The organism is Flavobacterium sp. 22659 (assembly GCF_052044235.1).
Classification (GTDB): domain Bacteria; phylum Bacteroidota; class Bacteroidia; order Flavobacteriales; family Flavobacteriaceae; genus Flavobacterium; species Flavobacterium johnsoniae.
In genome coordinates this window covers 1-21,387 of record NZ_JBQEMU010000001.1, presented here as the reverse complement: position 1 = coordinate 21,387, position 21,387 = coordinate 1, and the positions used below count along the sequence as shown (strand labels likewise).

At 31.3% G+C, this 21,387-nt stretch carries 23 protein-coding genes; 9 read left to right on the top strand and 14 right to left on the bottom strand.

Annotated features, from left to right (window positions below; all coding sequences use genetic code 11):
* Positions 1 to 2 precede the first annotated feature (2 nt).
* The 8 genes from ACTJIW_RS00115 (at position 3) to ACTJIW_RS00080 (ending at position 7,500) form a co-directional block, all read left to right on the top strand.
* Positions 3 to 1,091 (top strand): LptF/LptG family permease, encoded by a 1,089-nt coding sequence (locus ACTJIW_RS00115; protein ID WP_011921562.1) that lies wholly within the window; start codon positions 3 to 5, stop codon positions 1,089 to 1,091.
* Entirely contained in the window at positions 1,078 to 1,968 is an 891-nt protein-coding gene (locus tag ACTJIW_RS00110) for a DMT family transporter (RefSeq protein ID WP_011921561.1), read from the top strand. The genes ACTJIW_RS00115 and ACTJIW_RS00110 overlap by 14 nt, the downstream gene beginning before the upstream one ends.
* A 112-nt stretch (positions 1,969 to 2,080) precedes the next feature.
* Positions 2,081 to 3,034, top strand: coding sequence for an acetyl-CoA carboxylase carboxyltransferase subunit alpha (locus ACTJIW_RS00105; RefSeq protein WP_440715425.1), 954 nt, complete (start codon positions 2,081 to 2,083; stop codon positions 3,032 to 3,034).
* A gap of 141 nt (positions 3,035 to 3,175) precedes the next feature.
* The gene (dnaB, locus tag ACTJIW_RS00100; protein WP_011921559.1) at positions 3,176 to 4,720 is read left to right on the top strand and encodes a replicative DNA helicase; all 1,545 of its coding nucleotides are present in this window, start codon (positions 3,176 to 3,178) and stop codon (positions 4,718 to 4,720) included.
* Between the two features lie 179 nt (positions 4,721 to 4,899).
* A complete protein-coding gene (locus ACTJIW_RS00095; RefSeq protein WP_011921558.1) occupies positions 4,900 to 5,259 on the top strand; it encodes a hypothetical protein in 360 nt (119 codons plus the stop codon).
* A 26-nt stretch (positions 5,260 to 5,285) separates the two neighbouring features.
* The gene (locus ACTJIW_RS00090) at positions 5,286 to 5,936 is read left to right on the top strand and encodes a hypothetical protein (protein ID WP_011921557.1); all 651 of its coding nucleotides are present in this window, start codon (positions 5,286 to 5,288) and stop codon (positions 5,934 to 5,936) included.
* Between the two features lie 7 nt (positions 5,937 to 5,943).
* On the top strand, positions 5,944 to 6,735 hold the full coding sequence (locus ACTJIW_RS00085) for a sensor histidine kinase (protein ID WP_440715426.1): 792 nt from the start codon (positions 5,944 to 5,946) through the stop codon (positions 6,733 to 6,735).
* A 99-nt stretch (positions 6,736 to 6,834) separates the two neighbouring features.
* Positions 6,835 to 7,500, top strand: coding sequence for a response regulator (locus ACTJIW_RS00080; protein WP_440715427.1), 666 nt, complete (start codon positions 6,835 to 6,837; stop codon positions 7,498 to 7,500).
* Here ACTJIW_RS00080 and ACTJIW_RS00075 read toward each other — a convergent pair.
* Positions 7,497 to 7,628, bottom strand: coding sequence for a hypothetical protein (locus ACTJIW_RS00075; protein WP_256527431.1), 132 nt, complete (start codon positions 7,626 to 7,628; stop codon positions 7,497 to 7,499). The genes ACTJIW_RS00080 and ACTJIW_RS00075 overlap by 4 nt on opposite strands.
* 211 nt (positions 7,629 to 7,839) lie before the next feature.
* Here ACTJIW_RS00075 and ACTJIW_RS00070 point away from each other — a divergent pair, with 211 nt between their 5' ends.
* A complete protein-coding gene (locus tag ACTJIW_RS00070) occupies positions 7,840 to 9,099 on the top strand; it encodes a hypothetical protein (RefSeq protein ID WP_011921553.1) in 1,260 nt (419 codons plus the stop codon).
* 2 nt (positions 9,100 to 9,101) lie between these two features.
* On the opposite strand, the gene ACTJIW_RS00065 is transcribed toward ACTJIW_RS00070, so the two are convergent.
* From ACTJIW_RS00065 to ACTJIW_RS00005, 13 genes are all read right to left on the bottom strand, one after another.
* Positions 9,102 to 9,911 (bottom strand): endonuclease/exonuclease/phosphatase family protein, encoded by an 810-nt coding sequence (locus ACTJIW_RS00065; protein ID WP_440715428.1) that lies wholly within the window; start codon positions 9,909 to 9,911, stop codon positions 9,102 to 9,104.
* Positions 9,912 to 9,967: 56 nt separating this feature from the next.
* Positions 9,968 to 10,198, bottom strand: coding sequence for a hypothetical protein (locus tag ACTJIW_RS00060; protein ID WP_044047352.1), 231 nt, complete (start codon positions 10,196 to 10,198; stop codon positions 9,968 to 9,970).
* Positions 10,199 to 10,274: 76 nt separating this feature from the next.
* Positions 10,275 to 10,943 (bottom strand): response regulator, encoded by a 669-nt coding sequence (locus ACTJIW_RS00055; RefSeq protein WP_011921551.1) that lies wholly within the window; start codon positions 10,941 to 10,943, stop codon positions 10,275 to 10,277.
* Between the two features lie 10 nt (positions 10,944 to 10,953).
* On the bottom strand, positions 10,954 to 12,768 hold the full coding sequence (locus ACTJIW_RS00050; protein ID WP_440718428.1) for an ATP-binding protein: 1,815 nt from the start codon (positions 12,766 to 12,768) through the stop codon (positions 10,954 to 10,956).
* On the bottom strand, positions 12,734 to 14,503 hold the full coding sequence (locus ACTJIW_RS00045) for a tetratricopeptide repeat-containing sensor histidine kinase (RefSeq protein ID WP_440715430.1): 1,770 nt from the start codon (positions 14,501 to 14,503) through the stop codon (positions 12,734 to 12,736). The genes ACTJIW_RS00050 and ACTJIW_RS00045 overlap by 35 nt, the downstream gene beginning before the upstream one ends.
* A complete protein-coding gene (locus tag ACTJIW_RS00040) occupies positions 14,504 to 16,222 on the bottom strand; it encodes a tetratricopeptide repeat-containing sensor histidine kinase (protein WP_440715431.1) in 1,719 nt (572 codons plus the stop codon).
* 172 nt (positions 16,223 to 16,394) lie between these two features.
* Complete coding sequence (locus tag ACTJIW_RS00035; protein WP_121360300.1) at positions 16,395 to 16,829, bottom strand: carboxymuconolactone decarboxylase family protein; 435 nt, start codon at positions 16,827 to 16,829, stop codon at positions 16,395 to 16,397.
* 78 nt (positions 16,830 to 16,907) lie between these two features.
* Entirely contained in the window at positions 16,908 to 17,480 is a 573-nt protein-coding gene (locus ACTJIW_RS00030) for a Crp/Fnr family transcriptional regulator (protein ID WP_440715432.1), read from the bottom strand.
* Positions 17,481 to 17,602: 122 nt separating this feature from the next.
* The gene (gene rplT, locus ACTJIW_RS00025; RefSeq protein WP_008464948.1) at positions 17,603 to 17,947 is read right to left on the bottom strand and encodes a 50S ribosomal protein L20; all 345 of its coding nucleotides are present in this window, start codon (positions 17,945 to 17,947) and stop codon (positions 17,603 to 17,605) included.
* Positions 17,948 to 18,132: 185 nt separating this feature from the next.
* Complete coding sequence (gene rpmI, locus ACTJIW_RS00020; protein ID WP_011921545.1) at positions 18,133 to 18,330, bottom strand: 50S ribosomal protein L35; 198 nt, start codon at positions 18,328 to 18,330, stop codon at positions 18,133 to 18,135.
* A gap of 104 nt (positions 18,331 to 18,434) precedes the next feature.
* A complete protein-coding gene (gene infC / locus ACTJIW_RS00015; RefSeq protein ID WP_373921656.1) occupies positions 18,435 to 18,989 on the bottom strand; it encodes a translation initiation factor IF-3 in 555 nt (184 codons plus the stop codon).
* Between the two features lie 16 nt (positions 18,990 to 19,005).
* Positions 19,006 to 20,952 (bottom strand): threonine--tRNA ligase, encoded by a 1,947-nt coding sequence (gene thrS / locus ACTJIW_RS00010; protein WP_011921543.1) that lies wholly within the window; start codon positions 20,950 to 20,952, stop codon positions 19,006 to 19,008.
* Positions 20,953 to 21,195: 243 nt separating this feature from the next.
* Positions 21,196 to 21,387 (bottom strand): hypothetical protein (locus ACTJIW_RS00005; RefSeq protein WP_440718427.1); only part of this gene is annotated, 192 nt, incomplete at its 5' end.

The window sequence follows — 21,387 nt, the reverse complement described above, 5'->3', positions numbered from 1 at the left end:
TTATGTTAACAATAATAGACAAGTATATTTTAAAAAGATATTTAGCCACTTTTTCGGTGATGATTTTGTTATTTATTCCAATTGGAATTGTAATAGACGTTTCAGAAAAGGTAAATAAAATGCTGGAAAACAAAATTCCGTTTACACAAATTGCGATCTATTATTACAATTTTACAGTTTATTTTGCCAATTCACTGTTTCCAATTTTTTTGTTTTTATCGGTAATCTGGTTTACTTCAAAACTGGCGAATAATACAGAGATTATAGCTATTTTAAGTTCCGGAATTTCTTTTACGCGTTTCTTGCGTCCTTATATTATTGGTGCATCGATTGTTTCTGTTTTTGTGCTTTTAATGGGATTTTTTATTGTGCCTGCGGCTAGTGAAGGATTTAATAATTTTAGGTACACTTATTTAAAAGGAAATGGTAAACAGCTCATGCGGGGAGAAAATACCAATGTTTTTAGACAAATTAACGATCACGATTTTATTTTTGTAAATAGCTTTAATGAAGAGTCAAAGACAGCTTTTAACTTTACTTTAGAACATTTTGAAAAAGAAAAATTAACATACAAAATAACTGCCAGTCGTATAAAATGGGATCCAAAAAAGAAAATATACACTTTATACGATTATACAAAAAGAACAGTTGGAGATTTGAATGATGTAATTGAAAAAGCTCCTGAGAAAAATGTAGGTTTTAAATTTGAACTTGCAGATTTGACTCCTGTTGTTTATATCGCAGAAACCCTGACTCTGGGAAAACTAATTGATTTTATTGAAAAAGAAAGAAAAAGAGGTTCTGGAAATATTAATACTTATTTAGTGGTTCTGTACAAAAAATACAGTGTGCCGGTTTCGGCCTTTATTTTAACTATTATTGCTGTTGCAGTTTCTTCAATGAAGCGCCGCGGCGGTATGGGAATGAACCTTGCTATTGGAATTGCCATTGCATTTTCATTTGTTTTCTTTGATAAAATCTTCGGTACACTTGCCGAAAAATCTACTTTTTCACCTTTATTAGCTGTTTGGTTCCCAAATATTGTTTTCGGAATTCTGGCAGTTTATTTATTACGTAATGCGAAACGATAATTTAAAAAGTTATTTAAATCTTCACTTAATAGTTTTTATCTGGGGTTTTACAGCCATTTTGGGCGCTTTAATTACCATTGATGCCGATAATCTGGTTTGGTACAGAATGTTGATCGCCATGATTTTTCTAGGCGGATTTATTGCATTTAAAAAGCAGTCTTTTCAGGTTCCTGTAAAAGAATTTTTTAAATTGATTTTTGTTGGATTATTGATTGCATTGCATTGGATTTTCTTTTTTAAGGCAATTCATGTTTCTAATGTTTCAATCACCCTTTCTATATTTTCTTTAGGAGCATTTTTCGCCTCTTTATTAGAACCGTTATTTTACGGACGAAAAGTCCTTTGGTATGAAGTTTTCTTCGGACTTGTTATTATTGCAGGTTTGGGACTGATTCTTCAGGTTGAAATAAAATATCTTACGGGAGTTTATTATGCTTTAGCAGCAATAATTTTAGGCGTTTTATTTACTTTAATGAATGGAAAATTAATCTCAGATCACGAACCTTCGGTTATTACTTTTTATGAATTTGGAGCGGGAGTTTTCTTCATTACGATTTATTTTTTATTTCAGGGAAAATTCACAGCAGATTTCTTCCAAATGTCCTTAAATAACTGGGTTTTATTATTGATTTTGGCTTCAATCTGTACAGCTTATGCTTTTACGGCTTCTGTAAAAGTAATGCAGCGATTAACACCGTATACAGTAATGTTAACGACTAACTTAGAACCTGTTTACGGGATCGTTTTGGCTTACTTTATTTTAGGAGGAAAAGAAAAAATGAGTGTCGAATTTTACATAGGAGCTGTTATAATTATCATAACAGTTATTCTAAACGGTGTTTTTAAACATTATCAAAACAAGAAGGAAAACTTGTAATAGTTTACTTATTTTTAAATTGCATTTTTATACTTTAAATAACAATTAACTTCGCCAATGATATAATATTTTTATATTTGCGGTTCGATTTACAAACAAAATTCAAAAATACATGGAATATTTAGATTTTGAGCTTCCAATTAAAGAACTTGAAGAACAGCTAGAAAAGTGCGTTATTATTGGAAAAGAATCTGACGTTGATGTAACCCCAACGTGCAAGGAAATCAATAAAAAATTAGAGCAGACTAAGAAAGATATATACAAAAACCTTACGGCTTGGCAGAGAGTACAACTGTCAAGACACCCAAACAGACCTTATACTTTAGATTATATCAAAGCAATTTGCGGTGATACTTTCTTAGAGCTTCATGGAGACAGAGGCTTTAAAGATGATAAAGCGATGGTGGGCGGTTTAGGTAAAATAAATGGTCAGTCGTTTATGATTGTAGGGCAGCAAAAAGGTTACAATACAAAAACACGTCAGTACCGTAATTTTGGTATGGCAAATCCAGAAGGATACCGTAAGGCTTTGCGTTTAATGAAAATGGCGGAGAAATTTGGTATTCCGGTTCTTACTTTAGTAGATACTCCGGGTGCATATCCAGGTTTAGAAGCTGAAGAAAGAGGACAGGGAGAAGCTATTGCCAGAAACATTTTTGAAATGGTTCGTCTGCAGGTGCCAATCATTACGATTATCGTAGGTGAAGGTGCTTCGGGAGGAGCATTAGGAATTGGTGTTGGAGACAGAGTTTATATGTTAGAAAACACTTGGTACTCTGTAATTTCTCCAGAATCATGCTCTTCTATTTTATGGAAAAGCTGGGAGTACAAAGAACGTGCAGCTGAAGCTTTAAAACTGACTTCTTCTGACATGAAAAAACAAAAATTAGTTGATGATGTAATTCCAGAACCACTTGGCGGAGCGCACTACGACCGCGAAACTACTTTTAAAACAGTAGCGGAATACATTACTAAAGGATATAATGAATTAAAAGACTTATCAACAGCCGACTTGATTGCCCAGAGAATGGACAAATACAGTAATATGGGCGAGTATAAAGAGTAAATTCATATTTAATGATTAAAAATCCGAAGCCCTGCGGTTTCGGATTTTTTTTTGGTTATCAACAAAAAAAACATATTTATAAACAACTGAATAGTTATAACTAGATAGCAATTTTTTTTTAAATTTTGTTACTTTCGCTATATGGAAAATTTCAAGAATGTAAACCCCGTAAAGGTCGATAAAACCACAATAATTAATCTCGAAAAAGGAAAACTCCCTCCGCAGGTTCTTGATTTAGAAGAAGCTGTGCTTGGTGCAATGATGATTGATAAAAAAGGGGTAGATGATGTAATTGATATTTTACAGCCAGATGCTTTTTATAAAGATGCGCACAAACATATTTTTGAAGCAATTCTGCAGCTTTTTACAGAAACACAGCCAATAGATTTGCTGACAGTTTCGACACAATTAAAGAAAAACGGAAAATTAGAATTAGCAGGAGGTGATTTTTATTTAATTCAGTTAACGCAGAAAATTGCATCTTCTGCCCACATCGAATTTCACTCGCGTATTATTCTTCAAAAATTCATTCAAAGAAGTTTGATTAGAATTTCTTCTGAAATTATTGAAGAATCTTATGACGAAACTACAGACGTATTCGATTTGCTGGATAAAGCCGAATCTAAATTGTATGAGGTAACACAGGGAAATATCAAACGTAGTTCTGAAACTGCTCAGAGTTTGGTTCTTCAGGCGAAAAAACGTATTGAAGAAATTGCAGGAAAAGAAGGTTTGAGTGGTGTTGCAACAGGATTTGAAAAATTAGATGAAGTAACTTCAGGATGGCAGCCTTCGGATTTGATTATTATCGCTGCTCGTCCAGGTATGGGTAAAACCGCATTCGTACTTTCGATGGCAAGAAACGTTGCCATTCAGTTTGGACATGCCGTGGCAGTTTTCTCTCTGGAGATGGCTTCGGTTCAGTTAATTACAAGGCTTATTTCTTCGGAAACAGGATTGTCTTCTGAAAAATTAAGAACAGGAAAATTAGAAAAACACGAATGGGAGCAGTTAAGTACTAAAGTAAAAGATTTAGAAAAAGCCCCATTGTTTATTGATGATACGCCTTCACTTTCAATTTTCGATTTACGTGCAAAATGCCGTCGTTTGGCATCGCAGCACGGAATCAAATTAATTATTATTGACTACTTGCAGTTAATGACTGCGGGAGGAAATGGTAAAGGAGGAGGAAACCGTGAGCAGGAGATTTCGACTATTTCCCGAAACTTAAAAGCACTGGCAAAAGAGCTAAACGTTCCGGTAATTGCACTTTCACAGTTATCGCGTGCGGTTGAGACCCGTGGATCAAGTAAACGTCCGTTACTTTCGGATCTTCGTGAATCTGGTGCGATTGAGCAGGATGCTGATATTGTATCGTTTATTTACCGTCCAGAATATTATAAAATTGAAGAATGGGATGATGATGAGGCATCTCCAACTGCGGGACAAGCAGAGTTTATTATAGCCAAACACCGTAATGGTGGATTGGAAAATATTCGTTTAAAATTCTTAGGACACTTAGGTAAGTTTGACAACCTTGAAGACTTTACAGGTGGTTATGATGATTTACCTTCAAAAATGAATCACGAGGATAATCCATTTATTACAAAAAATCTGCCATCGGCCAATGAAGCATTTGGAAGCAACCTGAATGACGATGATGATGATAGTGATGTACCGTTTTAATCAGAATAAAAATCCTAATAAAAACCTTTGTAAGTATGTTCTTTCAAAGGTTTTTTTTATTTTAATTAATTACATAATCGAATCTATAATTTACTCCATAATATTTCTTACATAAAAATTAATTCGGTAGTTTCGCTAGACCATAAACAAATTAACTAATATTAAATTTTTAAAAAACTATGAGCGAAGAAGCCTTTCCAGACGCAGTTCTGATTCCTTTGGGTATAGCCAAAGAGTGGGAAAAAAGGTATCAAGATGACACCACCATCGAAGATCCTAAAACCAAAGTAAAATCTTTTTTAATTCCAAGAGAAACTTTAGAAAAAGTTTTAAAACTTGAAACTGAGGTTGTACGTGCATGTCTTGCTATTAATGACAAAGACGAAAGAACCTTACTTTTTGTTGGAGCTAGATTAGATAAGGAAACTGGTAAATACATTGATGTTTACGGAGAAGGTTCTTCTTATATGGCTAAATCTGCAGCAGATGATGCTGAAGAAGTAGTTTATGACGGAATACGTCCTAGTCCGCCATTTTAATTCTAAAATATTATAAAGTATATAAAATGATTGATATTTTAGTGTACTCTACATATTTTGTTTTAATAGTAAACTTAATAGCCTATTCATATAGCTTTTTCCGAAAGGAAAAAGCTAATGTTTTTTTTCTCTGCTATTTAGCTTTTTCAACTGTAATGCAATTGTCAATGGAATTATTATACCATTTAGGAATGACTAATTTGGTGGTTGTCAATATGTTTTTTGCTGGACAAATGTTGCTGCTTGGAATGTTTTACAATTCGCTGACAAATGTTAAAAGCCAAAAAATGTTCATTAAAATTAGTTTAATAATTGCATTATTAGTTTTAGCTATACAATTTTGTATGAATTCAAGCGTATTTCTTAAGTTCAATTTATTTGAAATTATCTTAACCAATCTGCTTATTGTGGTTTTTGCTCTATTTCACTTTTATAATATGCTTACAGAAGATAAAACATATTATTATATAAGTGTAGGTCTGATATTTTACTTATTAGCGAGTACAGTATTGTACTTAATTGGAAATCTTTCTATAGGTTTAAGTGATGATGTTAAGCTTTTAACCTGGATATTAAACAGTTTTTTAGTTTTATGTTATCAATTTTTTATTTTGTTCGAATGGATAAAAAGTTTTTCAAAAAAAGCATTTTCACCTAATAAAACTACCTTGAAATAAATTTGATATGAATACCCACTCAATACCAGAAAAAGAGCTTGTCGCTATAATATTATATATTTCACTTTTCTTTATAATTGTTTCAGTTGTACTGATCATATTTTTCTACTTCTCGAGAAAAAAAATCATTCAAAAAGAATTAGAAAAGAAAGATTTAATACTTCAGTATCAAAAAGAACAATTACATGCTGTTTTGCAGATACAAGAAGAAGAACGCAAACGTATTGCTCAGGATCTTCATGATGATATTAGTTCTAAACTTAACATTGTTTCCTTAAATACACACTTGTTGTCAGCGCCAAATTTAACAGAAGCCGAAACAACTGAAATTACAGAGAACATTATAAATTTAACAGCAAAAGCTTTAGAAAATTCAAGGAAAATTGCGCATAATTTATTACCTCCGGTTTTCGAAAAGTTTGGACTTCATGCAGGTATAGAAGAATTATGCGGGGAATTTGAGAGTAGTAAATCAGTAAAAACCTATTATAAAAACGAACTTGATTTTGATGATAAAGAAATCGATCGTCATTTACATGTTTTTAGGGTTTTACAGGAACTAATGAATAATTCTCTTCGTCATGGAAAGTCTAATGAAATCTGGATTAATTTTAAAGAAGATAAAGGAACAAATACCTGTTATTATAAAGATAACGGAGTAGGATTTGACAGCGAAGATTTTGAAAATTACAGAGGATTGGGAATGAAAAATATCAACAGCCGTATTTCTTTCTTAGACGGAACAATCAGTTTTGAATCTGAAAAAGGAAAAGGAGTTGAAGTTATATTTACATTTTAAGTTAAAAAGCGAATTTTACATCAATAAAATAAGGCGAAATGGCTTTTTTTGATTCATATTTCGTATTTTCGATATACCAAACGACCAAAAACGTAAAAAATGAATGCCATTATCAAAATAGCTTTAGTCGACGACGAAGTTTTATTCCGGAAAGGAATAGCTTTTTTATTGCAGAGAGAAGATAATATTGAGATTGTTTTCGAAGCTTCAAACGGAGAAGACCTTGTAAATAAACTTCTCGAAACTGAAATTAAACCAGATATTATTATCATGGATTTAAAAATGCCGGTTTTGAATGGCGTTGAAGCAACAAAAATAATTAGGAAATCTTTCCCTGAAATAAAAATTATTGCACTTACCAGTTACGATTCAAAATCTTTTATTGCCAATATGATTCAGGTTGGCGCTGTTGCCTATTTAATTAAAAATACAACTCCAAAAGATTTAATTAAAACCATTAATGAAGTTAACAAAAAAGGATTTTATTATAACGAAAGTGTTTTGAAGACTATTCAGGAAACAATAGTTTCTTCAAAAAATTCAAAAGGAAATCTGGAAACAAGTTTTCTTTCTCCAAGAGAAATAGAAATTTTACAGCTTATTTGTCAGCAAAAAACAACTTCAGAAATTGCTGAACATCTTTTTTTAAGTCCAAGAACAGTTGAAGGGCATCGAAATAATTTACTTCTTAAAACAGAATCAAGAAATATTGCCGGTTTAGTGGTATATGCTATTCAAAATGAAATAGCCGTTTTAACGCTTTAACTTCCGCTTGTTAAAAACTGAATAGATAAAACATAATAAGCTACAATAGTAATTACAAGAACTCCAAGACCAATTTTTTGCATTACATTTAAACCTCTAGGCTGATGATTATTTTCATTAAACTTCATGACTGTTGTTTTTTTATGGCGGTTATTTAGATTAAGAATTTCAAATGTAAGTAGAAAAAATAGTACAAAAACAGGTGTTTTTACCTGTTTTTACGAAAAGTATGGTCAATTTTACCGACGTAAAACTTTAACGCACTGCATTAGGGTAAAACCTTTGGATCGGTTATGTTTTTAATGACTTCCTCATTATCTTTACTAAAATATTTTTTTGATGAAAAAGAGTTTACTGTATATTTTTTTGCTGGTATTTTCATTGCAGACGAAGGCATCTTTTATTTTGCTTCCAATGGACGAAACTACACAGCAAAATCATCTAAAAGCATACGGAATAACATATTGGTGTTTAAGCCGCGATTATAAAGCAAGCTGGCTGTTAAATTATCGAGGAGGTTCATTCTTATTGCCTGATGCTGAGGAGATAAGAAAAGAATGTAAAATTAGAGGTGTTAGTTTTGAAGTGCTTTCTGATACTGAAGAAGCCTCTCTTTTAAATGATATTTCGAGTCCGTCACAAAATATGGAATCAGTAATTCTTGAAAAAGCACCAAAAATTGCTGTTTATACACCAAAAGGAAAACAACCGTGGGATGATGCCGTTACGTTGGTTTTGACTTATGCCGAAATTCCATTTACTCCTATTTATGATGAAGAAGTTTTGAGCGACCAATTATTATTATATGACTGGCTGCATTTACATCATGAAGATTTTACCGGTCAGTATGGTAAGTTTTATGCCGCTTATAAAAATACACCTTGGTATATTGAACAAAAAAGAGATTCTGAAGCTTTAGCAGCAAAACTTGGTTATTCTAAAGTTTCACAGGAAAAAGGAGCTGTAGCAAAAAAGATTAGAGATTTTGTTATTGGAGGCGGTTTTATGTTTGCTATGTGTTCTGCCACAGATAGTTTTGATATTGCATTAGCTGCAGATGGAGTTGATATTTGCGAAACTATGTTTGATGGTGATCCAAGTGAATCTAACTATCAGGCAAAATTAAATTATGGAAACTCTTTTGCCTTTAAAGATTTTATTTTAGAAAGAAGGCCTGAAGTTTATGAATTTTCGGATATTGATATGACTGGAAAACGAAGAGTTCCTATGGAAAAAGATTATTTTACTTTAATGGAATATTCTGCAAAATGGGATCCTATTCCTAGTATGTTATGTCAAAACCATACTCAATTAGTAAAAGGTTTTATGGGGCAGACAACTTCATTTAACGAAACATTGATAAAATCCAATGTTCTGGTTATGGGAACTTGTGAACTTAATGGTGAAGCTAGATATATTCATGGCGAAAAAGGAAAAGGAATGTTTACTTTTTTTGGAGGCCATGATCCGGAAGATTTTCAGCATCAGGTTGGTGATCCGCCTACAGTTCTGGATTTACATCCTAATTCTCCGGGATATCGTTTAATTTTAAATAATGTTTTATTTCCGGCTGCCAAAAAGAAAAAATTAAAAACATAGTTTTAATTTAAAAAGAACTCAATCCAAATAGGAATGTGGTCTGATATTTTTCTGGCTTCTTGAAGTGAATCGTAGTTATTATAAAATAAAACAACTCCTGATTTACTAGGTTTTAACGTACTTGATTTGTAAAAAATATTATCAAATTCAGAGGCAAGACAAATTTCTGCTTTACATTTTTGTTTTAAAGTTGTTTTTTGTTTTTGAAATACAGAAACATATCCCATTTTTTTTAATGGATTAAAAACGGTATGTGATTCGGGACAATTAAAATCGCCTGTAAAAACCAGATTTAGATCTGGGTATTCTTGCGGAAGAAATTTGAAGTATTTAATTTCAGTTTCAGGCTGTTTACTTTTTGTTATAGCATGAAAATTAACAAACGTAACCAGTTTTTTGTTTACTTCGAAGGTTGCAAAATAAGGTTCCCGGTCTATTTCTAAGTGATATTTTTTTTCCAGCCAGGGTTTGCCTTTCAATTTTACTTTACTTGTTTTCCAAATAAAAGCATAGCGCTCTTTCTTGTAACTGTTTCCACTTGTGGGATCACTTATTGTATAATCCCATTTTGAACCTTTTTCGTTTAATATTGAAGCAAGTTTTGCGACTGCCTGTGAGCCTCCGTATCCGGCAACAACTTCTTGGATAGCTATAATGTCGTATTCTTGTACCGTTTTTGCAATAAAACTTAAAGAGGCTTGAGACTTAGATTTTCCAAAGTTTTCTAAATTCCAGGAAATAAATTTGGTTTGAGAAAAGGCTTGGAATGAAGTAAGAAGGAATAAAAGGAAATAAAATGTACTATTTTTCATTAAATTTTAAAATCCAAATATAGTATATAGATTTCTATTTTCCAGCTTACTTACAATTAATGTTTCTTGTACCTGTTTTTTAGAGCTGTTCCAATAATTATAATTTGCAAAACCAGAAGAGCCGGGATACAAATTAGTTTCCAATCAATGTCAAGCCAGCCTGTTTTCTCAGAAACAAAAGCAAAACTTACAGAAAGAAAAAGACAAAGAAGCATAGTTTTCATAATAATTCTATTGTTGGGTGTATTGATCTTGGTAATGGGATCAAACTTATATTTAGGTTTCATCAGTTAATAATTTATACAAACTTAAATCTATGTAAGAGAATTTCCTTACGGGAAACCGTAACACATGTGTTAAACTCTAAACCAGACCAAAGTCTTTTGCAATGGCAATTAAGTGTACATTGTTGTTTGCTTTAAAATATATTTTTAATTTGTTGATTCGTTTTTCTATACTGCTGGTTCCATTTGGTGTAATCGATTTTTCTTTAAACTCATTTGAAATGTTTTCTAATATGTAACCTTTTGCCAGAAGTGATAAGATAGAGATATCATAAGATTCAATTTCGATTAATGATTTGTCATTGAAACTAAAATTTAAATCAGATGAAAGTATTCTTTCTTCGTTTTTAAAAGTTTTTTCAAGAGCAGATCTTAATTCCTGAATACTATTTCTTCCTTTAGATACATATGCATTTATTCCTAACTCATCAAAAAGAGTTTTAATGCGATACGATTTGTCTTCAATTGAAAACACAATTTTTTTTAATTCAGGCTGCACTTTATTGATTGCTTCAATTAATTCATCACCGCTTTCAATATTTGCTTTCCTATGATCAGTCTTAAAAGATAAATCAGTAATAAGTAAATCGTACGGTTCTTTTTCGTTCAATGCTTTTTTTACTTTTAATAAACCTTCATCACAATATTTAACATGGTCAATAACAGGAATATTAAGGTCTTCGAGAACTTGAACAACTGCAATACTAATACTATCTAAATCTTCTGCAACTAAAACTTTCTTAAACATATTACTTGTTTTATAATGGGAATGTGAAACTTATTTTGAAACCATTTTCTGTATAATTGCCAAAATTAATAGTTCCATTCGTGGTTTTAATACGGTTTTCCACATTTTCAAGATGTTTTTTTAAAATTATTCTTTCATTTTGCGTTTTAGAACTGTTGTCGCTGTATGTAATTACAATATTTTTATTGATTATTTTAAATGATAATATGATCAAAGTCAAGTCGTTGTATTTTTTCATGTTGTAAAATAGCTCTTGTAATACCCTGTAAATAATAATTTTTTTGATCTTGTTAATTTTATTCCACTTTATGGTATCAAGACCATTTACTAATAAATTTAGATTTGGAGTTTTAAAACCCGATATCATTTCCTTCAACCCCATATCGTAATTTTCATTGGTTACAATAGAACTGTTTTCTCTGGAAATGTTTCTGGTTTGAGAGTATATTTCATCTAATTTTATTAAAAACTGATTTTTATTTTCATCATTTTGTAAATCTTTATTTTGTGCAAAAAGCAATGTATGATGCACCTTATTTGTCAATTCATTACGCAGTTTCTTAGAAATTCTCATTTCACTTTCAAAAACAGCTTCTTTTTTTTCTTTTTCTCCTTTTATAAATAAGTAGAGTGGCAAAAGTAAAAGAACAGCTATCGTGAAAGTAATAATGATATAGGATATGGTATTTCTATTTTTATGCTTTTGTAATAACAGTTCATTTTCCGCTTTTTCGGCTTTGAGTTTTAGATTTTCTTCTTTATCAGTTTTAGATTCGTATTTAATTATTGAGAATTGATTTTTTGCTTGTTTTCTGCTGGATAATATACTGTCAATTATTTTTACGTATGCTTTAGAATATTTTTTAAGTTCTTTTCCTTCAGATTTTCTAATTAAGTCTCCTAAAGTATTTGCTTTAAATGATGCAGACTTTGCCCTGCAGGCAGACTGATATTGTTTTTCTGTATATATTTTAGATAATTTAGGATTGGTTTCAGCATAAACCATAGCTACACTAGAATAGGTACTCATTAATTCATAATCTGACTTTAATCTTTCCTGTATCTTCAGACTCTTTTTATAATATTCTAATGCTTTTGGATTTCCGAGCTTGAAATAACAAAATCCTAGGTTGTTTAATAGTAAGGAATAATTAATATCGGTTTTTGCAGAATCAGTTTCGTGTTTAATTTTTATTCTGGCTAATGGCTCCAATGCATCTATTATCTCTTTATATCTTTTTTGTCTTAAGTAAACTAAAGCAATGTCATTTATGATTACTGATTTTTTGTATGGTGTTGCAGCTAGTCTCAATGCTTTTCTGTGGTATAACAGTGCATTACTATTGTCATAAGTAAAGAAATAGTTGTAAGCTAAGAGGGTGTAAGTGTTATAAGTGTATTTAGGTTTGCTTGTTTTTTTTAAATATGGAAAAACTTTTAATAAAGCTTCTTCGCATGCCGTGTAGTTGTTTGTATTCTGATGTAAATTTGCTATAGATAATTGAGAATAAACATAATCATCTGCATAATCATCAATAGGATCACAAAGTGCAATTGCTTTTTTATAAAAGAAATATGCGCTGTCGTAATTAATTTGGTCAAATAAGCGATCAGCTTCAGTTATGTTTTTATTTATTTCAACAGAATTGTTTTTTTTAATCTGTTGAATAATTATTACCTGGTTTCTATGCAGCTGATAAAGTAATACTACCCCAATTAAAAGTATAATCAGAAAAAAAATAAGATACTTTAGAAAAGTTTTATTTTTTATAATTTCAAGCATCTTCATATTAAAAAGGAATTTTAATTGATATTTTAAATCCATTGTCGGGATTTGATTCAAATTGAATTTCACCTTTTACATTTAAAATACGATTCTCAATTATTTGAAGACCACTTTTAGATACTTGGTTCATGTTAACACCTTTACCATTATCTGTATAATTTATAATAATATTTTTTTTAATGACTTTAAAATTAACTCCAGTAAGTGTTGCGCTGCTGTGTTTTTTCATGTTTACAAGTAGTTCTTGTATGACTCTGTAAATAATTATTTTTTTGTTTTTATCAATTTTAATCCAGTTAATATCAGTAAGGCCATTTGTAAAAACATTTGTATCTGTTGTTTTAAAAGTAGATATCATATTTTTCAATGTCAAACTGTATCTTTTATCAGTTATAATATCGCTGTTTTCTTTTGAGATATTTCTGGTTTGAGAATAGATTTTTTCGAGACTTTCTAATAATTCATTTTTATTATCAGCAGTTTCTAAATCATTATTTTTAGCATATGTTAAAACATTCTGAACTTCATTTAAAAGTTCATTGCGTAATTTGTTAGAAATCCGGGTTTCACTTTCTTGTATGGCATTGTTTTTTTGTTTCCTCCCTTTTATTGATAAGTAAAAACTAAGTATGATGCACAATGTTAAAATAAAAGTTATTATTACCCCCGAAATTATATTGCTGGTTTTATGCTGCTGAAGTTTAAGTTCGTTTTCTGCTTTTTCTGCTTTAAGGTGTAAATTCTCGTCTTTATTTATTTTTGAGTAATATTTGATGTTTGTAAATTGATTTCTAGCCGATTTTCTAGAATTAATTACACTGTCAGTCAGTTTTATATAATCTATAGTATATTTTTTTAACTCAGATCCTTTACTAAGCTTTATTAAATAAGCAAGTAATTCCATTTTGGCACTGTTAGCATTTACTTCCCTTGCTGTTTCGTAGGATTTCTTTGCGTACTGTAAAGCAAGCTCAGGATTATTTTCCATGTAGTAATCAGAAAGAGATTTATAATTATTAAGCAATATGAACTTATTAGTCCCCTGTAAGTTGGTTGCTAAACTTTTGAGATAAAGATCTAATGCTTTAGGTTTTTTTAAATTAAAATAACAGACTCCAAGACTGTTCTGCAAAGAAGCATAAAAATAATCACTTAACAGAGGTTCTCTTTTGTAAACTATTTTTCTTGCAGTCAGCATTTCTAGTATTTCTGCGGCTATATCGTAACGGTTTTGTTCCATATATACACGAGCTATGTCGTTTAAAACAATAGCCTTTTTATAGGGTGTGCCAGGTAATTTTAATGCTTTTGTGTGGTAAAAAAGTGAATTTTCAAAATCATAAGTATTATAATAATTCATTCCCATATTACTGTAAACATTTCGAGCATAAATAGGCTCTTTAATTTTACTTAAATAAGGAAGGGTTTTTGTCAATAATTCTTCACTTTCAATAAAATTACCAATAAGTGTTTGTATTTCAGCCATCGAAGACAGCGTATAAACATACTTTGTATAATCAATTTCTGGATCATACATTGGTAAAACCTTATTATAAAAATAATAAGAGCTGTCTAGTTTTTCTTCATCATAATATTTATCAGCTTTCTCTATAAGTTTTTCAAGTTCTATTGCTTGATATTTCTTTTTACTTTTTTTCTCAACTGTCTTCTCATTGGGATTTATAAAAAAAACAGCCCCAATAAATGAGATAAGAATTAAGTCTATATACAAAGACTTTATGGAATGATTAATAAAAAAACTTTTTTTACTCATTTATCGAGAAAACTTAAAAGTTAATTTAAATCCTTTGCCTGCTGCTGAATCTATTTGCATTTCTCCTTTAAGATGGAGAATTTGATTTTCGATATTATGTAAGCCGTTTTTAAAAATAATATCTTGATTGTCTACACCCTTTCCATTATCATAATAATTAATTATAATATCCTTTTTGGCTGTTTTAAAATTGATTCCCACTACAGATGCATTACTGTGTTTCTTCATATTTACAAGTAATTCTTGTAGTATTCTATAAATCGTCTTCTTTTTATTTTGATCAATATCTTCCCAGAAAATAGAATCTAAGCCATTTATGATAATATTAATAAAAGGCGTGTTAAAACTTGAAATCATTTTCTTTAGATGAGAAACATAGTTTTCATCTGTTATTTTATAATTATTCTCTTTAGAAATGTCTTTTGTTCTGGAGTAAATAGCATCAAGACTGTTTAATAACTGCTGTTTATTTTCTGCAAGCGAAAGATTTTTATGCTCAGCAAAAGCCATCGTATGATAGATATCATTTGCCAATTCATCATGTAATTTCTTTGCGATTTTTGTTTCAATCTTATAACTGGCCTCTATTTTATCTTTGTTTGCTTTAGAAGTTAAAAAGAAATACAATACTAAAATCAAACTTAGACTTAGCAGAATAATAAGATATAGAATGATGTTTCTTATTTTTTGTTTTTCTAATTGCAGTTCATTTTCTGCTTTATTGGTTTTAAGTATTAGATTTTCTTCTTTTTCTTTCTTAGAGTTATACTTGATTTTGGCAAATAAGTTTTTCGCTTTTTGACGTACTTCATATATGCTGTCTACTAAATCTATATATTTAATTGAATGCTGTTTGAGTTCTGTATTCTGACTGTTTCTCATTATGAGCTTAAGTGCAGAAAGCCTCCCATCAACATTCTTAGCCAAAATATATTTCTCATAACTTGTTTTCATATATTTTTTTGCCAAAAGAGGATTTTTGTTTTCATAAAAAAGAGCTAAGTTGTAATTACTTTTGGCAATTTCAAGAGGATCTTTTAGCTGTGCTCGTATTTGTAAAGCATCATTTAAAAAAGCATATGCTTCAGAATTGCCTGATAAGTAATAACAATATCCAATTCTGTCCAGTATCTCGGCATGAGTTTTTGGGTTATCTTTTACCTCCTTTTTATCTATAAGTAATAATAAAATCTGTATTGCTTCTTGGTGTTTGTTTTCAGCTATAAAAACTTCGGCTATATTTTTTTGTGATTCAATATTTGTAAACTCATCAATATTTAGTTCTAAAGCTTTTTTGAAATATTTATCAGCTTTTCTGAATTGATATGTGTTTAAGTAATTAACCCCTAAAACTGAATAAGTATCCCAAATATGTTTAGAATTAGTTATGAGTGTTAAAAAAGGCAGAGCTTCTTTTAGTGTAGTTTTACTGCCAACAAAATCATTTTGATTCTGCTGTATAACGGCCATAGAATTTAGGGTGACAACATATGTGTCAGGATATGTTAACGGATCGCAGATTGATTTTGCTTCATTATAATAATAGAAGGCACTATCAGTTTTTTTCTTGTCAATAAAAAACTTTGCTTTTTTTGTAAGAGCAGCAATTTTTTGCTTTTCATAGTTAGAATCAGTAAATGTATGCTCTTTTTTCTGGCATGCAAAAAGAACTAAAATGATAGCTAGAAAGCAGGAAAAATGGACATTTTTTAACATCATGTGCCAAAAATAAAAAATCTGAATTCCTGTGAAAGAGTATAAATACCTGTTTTTGCAAAATCGTTAATTTTCTAATTTTACTAATGTTCATTTACAGCTATATACAAACAACCCCTCACAGAGGAGGGGTGTTAAAGTTTTGTAATGTTGTAAATTTATACTTATAAAGCAATTATACAGCTCTCAAACCTGTTGTAATAGCTAATCTGTTCCATGAGTTAATTGTAATGATGGCCAGAATGATTTCAGCAAGATATTTTTCATCAAATAAACGAGCTGCATTTTGATAAACTTCATCAGAAACATGATTGCTGATTAAAGTTACTTGTTCTGTTAAAGCTAATATTGCTTTCTCTTCTTCGGTATAAACATCAGCTTCACGCCATGCACTTGTTAGGTATATTCTTTGTTCAGAAATTCCATGTTTTCTTGCATCAGCAGTGTGCATGTTTATGCAATAAGCACAGCCATTTATTTGAGAAGCGCGTATTTTAATTAATTCCTTGTGTACTGGAGTTAATGAAGTAGATGAAATATATTTTTCCAGGTTTAATAAAGCATTATATGCTTCTGGAGCAACGTTTGGGATAACAATTCTTGATTTCATTTTATATGTTTTAAAAGTTCATTACAAAGGTCAATAATGTATGCTTCCAAAAACTTGAACTACTTCAAGAAATTCAAATCAGACTTTCCCGGCTCTTATTTTACTCATAAATTCAGCCGAAAAATCTAAATAGGAGGCAAGCATATATTGTGGTACACGTTGTACAAATTCAGGGAAATGATCATTAAAATGATGATACCTTTCTTCCGCTGACATTGTAAACAAGTACTTAATTCGCATTTGCATAGCACCAAAACTTTTTTGAGTAACAATTCTGAAATACCTCTCCAGATTCGGAATTTCAATTAACAGTGTTTCAAAAACAGTTTTATCAATAGCTATCACTTCCGAATTTTCAATGGCCTGCAGGTAAAAACTGGATGATATGTGGTTATGATAACTCAAATAATCAGTAATCCACCAGTTTTCAATTGCAAACTGCAGTGTCTGCTCGCTTCCTTTAGAATTTATGATGTACTGGCGCATACAGCCCTTTAACATAAAATATAAGGTATTGCAAACTTGTCCTTCCTGTAATAAGTGCTCTTTCTTTTTGACTTTAGTGGCACCCAGACATGATTCTAAAATATCAATTTCTGAAGGTTCTAGTGTTATAAGTTTCTGTATATGATCAAAAAGAGGAGTGAGCATTTAATAATTGTTTTTAAGAAGTTTAAAGGTAAAACAGATTATTATAAAAACAAAAAACCATTCGAATTAACGAATGGTTTCTTTATGATAAGTAAGTAATCTAAATTGAGTTTATAAAACGTTTATTTTACTTTATTAAGTATTGCTTTGAAAGCTTCTGGGTGGTTCATAGCTAAATCTGCAAGAACTTTACGGTTCAATTCGATTCCGTTAGCTTTAACTTTCCCCATGAATTGAGAATAAGACATTCCTTCTAATCTAGCTCCAGCGTTAATACGTTGAATCCATAATGAACGGAAGTTTCTTTTATTCTGTTTTCTGTCACGGTAAGCGTAGCTCATTGCTTTCTCTACCGCGTTCTTAGCAACTGTCCAAACGTTTTTACGTCTTCCAAAGAAACCTTTGGCTTGCTTCATTATTTTTTTTCTTCTTGCTCTTTTAGCAACTGAATTTACCGATCTTGGCATAATTTTAATGTGTTTTTGTAGCAGGCGTCCTGAATTGAATCAAAGGAACTTGAAAGCCATACTCCAAGGTTATATAAATAATTTTTTAACCTAAAGAAAATCTTTAGTCTAATGTCTTAAAGTCAAATGTCTAAAGTCAGATGCTGACTTTTAAACTTTATGACTTTCTAACTTTTGACTTATAATTAGATAATTCTTAATTGTTGTTTGATGCTTTTCTCATCAGTTTTGTGAACTAGCGCTGAGTGTGTCAAAGCTAATTTACGTTTTTTAGATTTTTTAGTCAAGATGTGACTTTTAAAAGCATGCTTTCTTTTAATCTTTCCAGAGCCAGTAACTTTAAAACGTTTCTTAGCGCTAGATTTAGTTTTCATTTTAGGCATTTTTCCTAGTGTTTTAATTTATTCTTACTTACTTATTTTTTTAGTTGTCAGTCTCGGTTTTCAGTTTACAGTGCGAAAACTGAAAACTGTGACTGCAAACTGTTTTACTTTTTCTTCTTCGGAGCAATGAACATAATCATTCTCTTTCCTTCTAGAACCGGCATAGCTTCAACTTTACCATATTCTTCTAAATCAGTAGCAAGACGTAATAATAAAATTTGCCCTTGATCTTTATAGATGATAGAACGACCTTTAAAGAAAACGAATGCTTTTAATTTAGCTCCTTCTTTTAGGAACTTCTCAGCATTTTTTCTTTTAAATTCATAATCATGTTCATCTGTTTGAGGACCAAAACGAATTTCTTTTACTACAACTTGAGATGATTTAGCTTTTAATGCTTTATCACGCTTCTTTTGTTCGTAAACAAATTTCTTGTAATCCATGATTTTACAAACCGGCGGTTCAGCGTTTGGCGAAATTTCAACTAAATCCAATTCAAATTGGTCAGCTAAACGTAACGCATCAGCGATTTTAAAAACCCCAGGCTCAATGTTTTCACCTACAAGACGTACTTCAGGAACACGAATAAGATTGTTTATTCTGTGCGCATCTTTTTTTTCTACTCGAGGTTGAAAACCTCTGTTACTTTTTATTGCTATGACTTTCTAATTTAAGTTAAACTGTAAATACTTTTAATGTCTTTTTTATTTCTTCGTCTACAATCGAAGCAAACTCTTCGATAGAAACTGTGATGTTTCCTTTTCCTTCTTGTCCGTGACGACGAATTGAAATTGTTCCGTTTTTCTCTTCTTCCTCACCAACGATAAGCATAAATGGAATTTTCTGCATTTCTGCATCTCTAATTTTCTTACCGATAGTTTCATTTCGGTTGTCAATTAGGGCGCGAATTTCGTGATTTTCTAGCAAATCTAAAACTTTTTTAGCATAATTTTCGTATTTCTCGCTCAAAGACAAGATAATAGCTTGCTCAGGCATTAACCAAAGTGGGAAATTTCCTGCTGTATGCTCTAGTAAAATTGCTATAAATCGTTCCATAGATCCAAAAGGTGCTCTGTGAATCATCACAGGACGATGTAGTTCATTATCAGCACCTTTATATGTCAATTCAAAACGCTCAGGTAAATTGTAATCCACCTGAATTGTTCCTAACTGCCATTGTCTTCCTAAAGCATCTTTTACCATGAAATCAAGTTTTGGACCATAAAATGCAGCTTCACCATATTCTACAACTGTATTAAGGCCTTTGTCTTTTGCTGCATTAATGATGGCATTTTCAGCTTTCTCCCAGTTTTCATCAGTACCAATGTACTTTTCTCTATCTTCTTGATCTCTTAATGAAATTTGAGCAGTAAAGTTTTCAAAACCTAACGAACCAAATACATACAATACAAGGTCAATTACTTTTTTGAACTCTTCATCCAATTGTTCTGGAGTACAGAAAATATGCGCATCATCCTGAGTAAATCCTCGAACGCGAGTTAAACCATGTAATTCACCAGACTGCTCATATCTGTAAACAGTACCAAATTCAGCATAACGTTTCGGTAAATCTTTATATGACCAAGGTCTTACATTGTAAATCTCACAGTGGTGAGGACAGTTCATTGGTTTCAATAAAAATTCTTCACCTTCAGCTGGCGTATGTATCGGTTGGAAGCTATCAGCTCCGTATTTCGCATAGTGACCAGAAGTAACATATAATTCTTTCTGCCCAATATGTGGACTTACTACTTGCTCATATCCAGCTTTCTTTTGAGCTCTTTTCAAAAATTGCTCTAAACGATCTCTTAGAGCGGCTCCTTTTGGTAACCACAAAGGTAAACCTTGACCAACTTTTTGAGAGAAAGCGAATAACTCTAGTTCTTTTCCTAATTTACGGTGATCGCGACGTTTTGCTTCTTCAAGAAGTTCAAGATATTCAGTAAGATCTTTCTGTTTAGGGAAAGAAGTTCCATAAACACGAGTCAATTGTTTGTTTTTCTCATCACCTCTCCAGTAAGCACCAGCAACACTCATGATTTTTACAGCCTTAATGATTCCGGTATTTGGAATATGACCACCGCGGCATAAATCAGTAAAAGTAGCGTGGTCACAGAATGTAATAGTTCCGTCTTCAAGATTTGAAATTAATTCAGTCTTGTAAACGTTGTCTTTATACATTTCCAAAGCTTCTGCTTTAGTTACCGGACGCATTTTAAAATCAAACTTTCCTCTTGCAATTTCAAGAATACGGTCTTCGATTTTTTTGAAATCAGCCTCAGAGATTTTTTGGTCTTCAAAATCAACATCATAATAGAAACCATTTGCAATTGCAGGTCCTAGAGTTAATTTAATTCCAGGATATAATTCCTCAAGAGCTTGCGCCATTACGTGCGAAGTCGAATGCCAGAAAGCTTTTTTGCCTTCAGCATCATTCCAAGTATATAAAATAAGATTACCGTCGGTCGTCAATGGAGTTTCGGTTTCAATAGTTGTACCATTAAAAGATGCAGAAATGACATTTCTTGCAAAACCTTCGCTAATGTTTTTAGCGACCTCCATCGGAGTTACGCCTTGAGCGAACTCTCTAATTGACCCATCGGGTAAAGTAATCTTGATCATTGTTTATAATTTTGTGAATGCAAATATACATGATTACAAAAATACATACAATATATATGTACAAGTTTACTCTATTATATATAAGTATAGTTTTTGCTCTACTATATATAAAGGTAATTCTAGTTTTAACCCGACAGTTTTTGAAAACCTGTCGGGTTTATTTTTTTTGAGTACACATAATAAATAAGTATTATATAATATATAAGAGTAACGTTTTGTCTGGTTGAGCGAAGTAGATGTCTTTTAAAGTTTGGAATTAGAAAATAATAAGGAGCTAAATCCCGCTATCCGCTTCAATCTTTTTGTGTCGAACCCCGCCACAAAAAGGATTTCCGCTTCTATCTGGGCTAGGGCATCGGTTTCCGGGGAGAAGCTTTTAGATGGAAAGATGCCGTTAAAAGGATAAAGAATCATATAAAAAGAGTTGGAAAAGCT

Coding starts and splice junctions, on each gene's coding strand:
- ACTJIW_RS00115 (WP_011921562.1), top strand. CDS start 3: ATGTTAACAATAATAGACAAGTATATTTTAAAAAGATATTTAGCCACT.
- dnaB (WP_011921559.1), top strand. CDS start 3,176: ATGGAAAATTTCAAGAATGTAAACCCCGTAAAGGTCGATAAAACCACA.
- ACTJIW_RS00030 (WP_440715432.1), bottom strand. CDS start 17,480: ATGCTCACTCCTCTTTTTGATCATATACAGAAACTTATAACACTAGAA.
- ACTJIW_RS00035 (WP_121360300.1), bottom strand. CDS start 16,829: ATGAAATCAAGAATTGTTATCCCAAACGTTGCTCCAGAAGCATATAAT.
- ACTJIW_RS00050 (WP_440718428.1), bottom strand. CDS start 12,768: ATGGATTTAAAATATCAATTAAAATTCCTTTTTAATATGAAGATGCTT.
- ACTJIW_RS00110 (WP_011921561.1), top strand. CDS start 1,078: ATGCGAAACGATAATTTAAAAAGTTATTTAAATCTTCACTTAATAGTT.
- rpmI (WP_011921545.1), bottom strand. CDS start 18,330: ATGCCTAAAATGAAAACTAAATCTAGCGCTAAGAAACGTTTTAAAGTT.
- ACTJIW_RS00080 (WP_440715427.1), top strand. CDS start 6,835: ATGAATGCCATTATCAAAATAGCTTTAGTCGACGACGAAGTTTTATTC.
- ACTJIW_RS00055 (WP_011921551.1), bottom strand. CDS start 10,943: ATGTTTAAGAAAGTTTTAGTTGCAGAAGATTTAGATAGTATTAGTATT.
- ACTJIW_RS00045 (WP_440715430.1), bottom strand. CDS start 14,503: ATGAGTAAAAAAAGTTTTTTTATTAATCATTCCATAAAGTCTTTGTAT.
- ACTJIW_RS00090 (WP_011921557.1), top strand. CDS start 5,286: ATGATTGATATTTTAGTGTACTCTACATATTTTGTTTTAATAGTAAAC.
- ACTJIW_RS00065 (WP_440715428.1), bottom strand. CDS start 9,911: ATGAAAAATAGTACATTTTATTTCCTTTTATTCCTTCTTACTTCATTC.
- thrS (WP_011921543.1), bottom strand. CDS start 20,952: ATGATCAAGATTACTTTACCCGATGGGTCAATTAGAGAGTTCGCTCAA.
- ACTJIW_RS00060 (WP_044047352.1), bottom strand. CDS start 10,198: ATGAAACCTAAATATAAGTTTGATCCCATTACCAAGATCAATACACCC.
- ACTJIW_RS00085 (WP_440715426.1), top strand. CDS start 5,944: ATGAATACCCACTCAATACCAGAAAAAGAGCTTGTCGCTATAATATTA.
- ACTJIW_RS00070 (WP_011921553.1), top strand. CDS start 7,840: ATGAAAAAGAGTTTACTGTATATTTTTTTGCTGGTATTTTCATTGCAG.
- ACTJIW_RS00040 (WP_440715431.1), bottom strand. CDS start 16,222: ATGATGTTAAAAAATGTCCATTTTTCCTGCTTTCTAGCTATCATTTTA.
- ACTJIW_RS00075 (WP_256527431.1), bottom strand. CDS start 7,628: ATGAAGTTTAATGAAAATAATCATCAGCCTAGAGGTTTAAATGTAATG.
- ACTJIW_RS00095 (WP_011921558.1), top strand. CDS start 4,900: ATGAGCGAAGAAGCCTTTCCAGACGCAGTTCTGATTCCTTTGGGTATA.
- rplT (WP_008464948.1), bottom strand. CDS start 17,947: ATGCCAAGATCGGTAAATTCAGTTGCTAAAAGAGCAAGAAGAAAAAAA.
- ACTJIW_RS00105 (WP_440715425.1), top strand. CDS start 2,081: ATGGAATATTTAGATTTTGAGCTTCCAATTAAAGAACTTGAAGAACAG.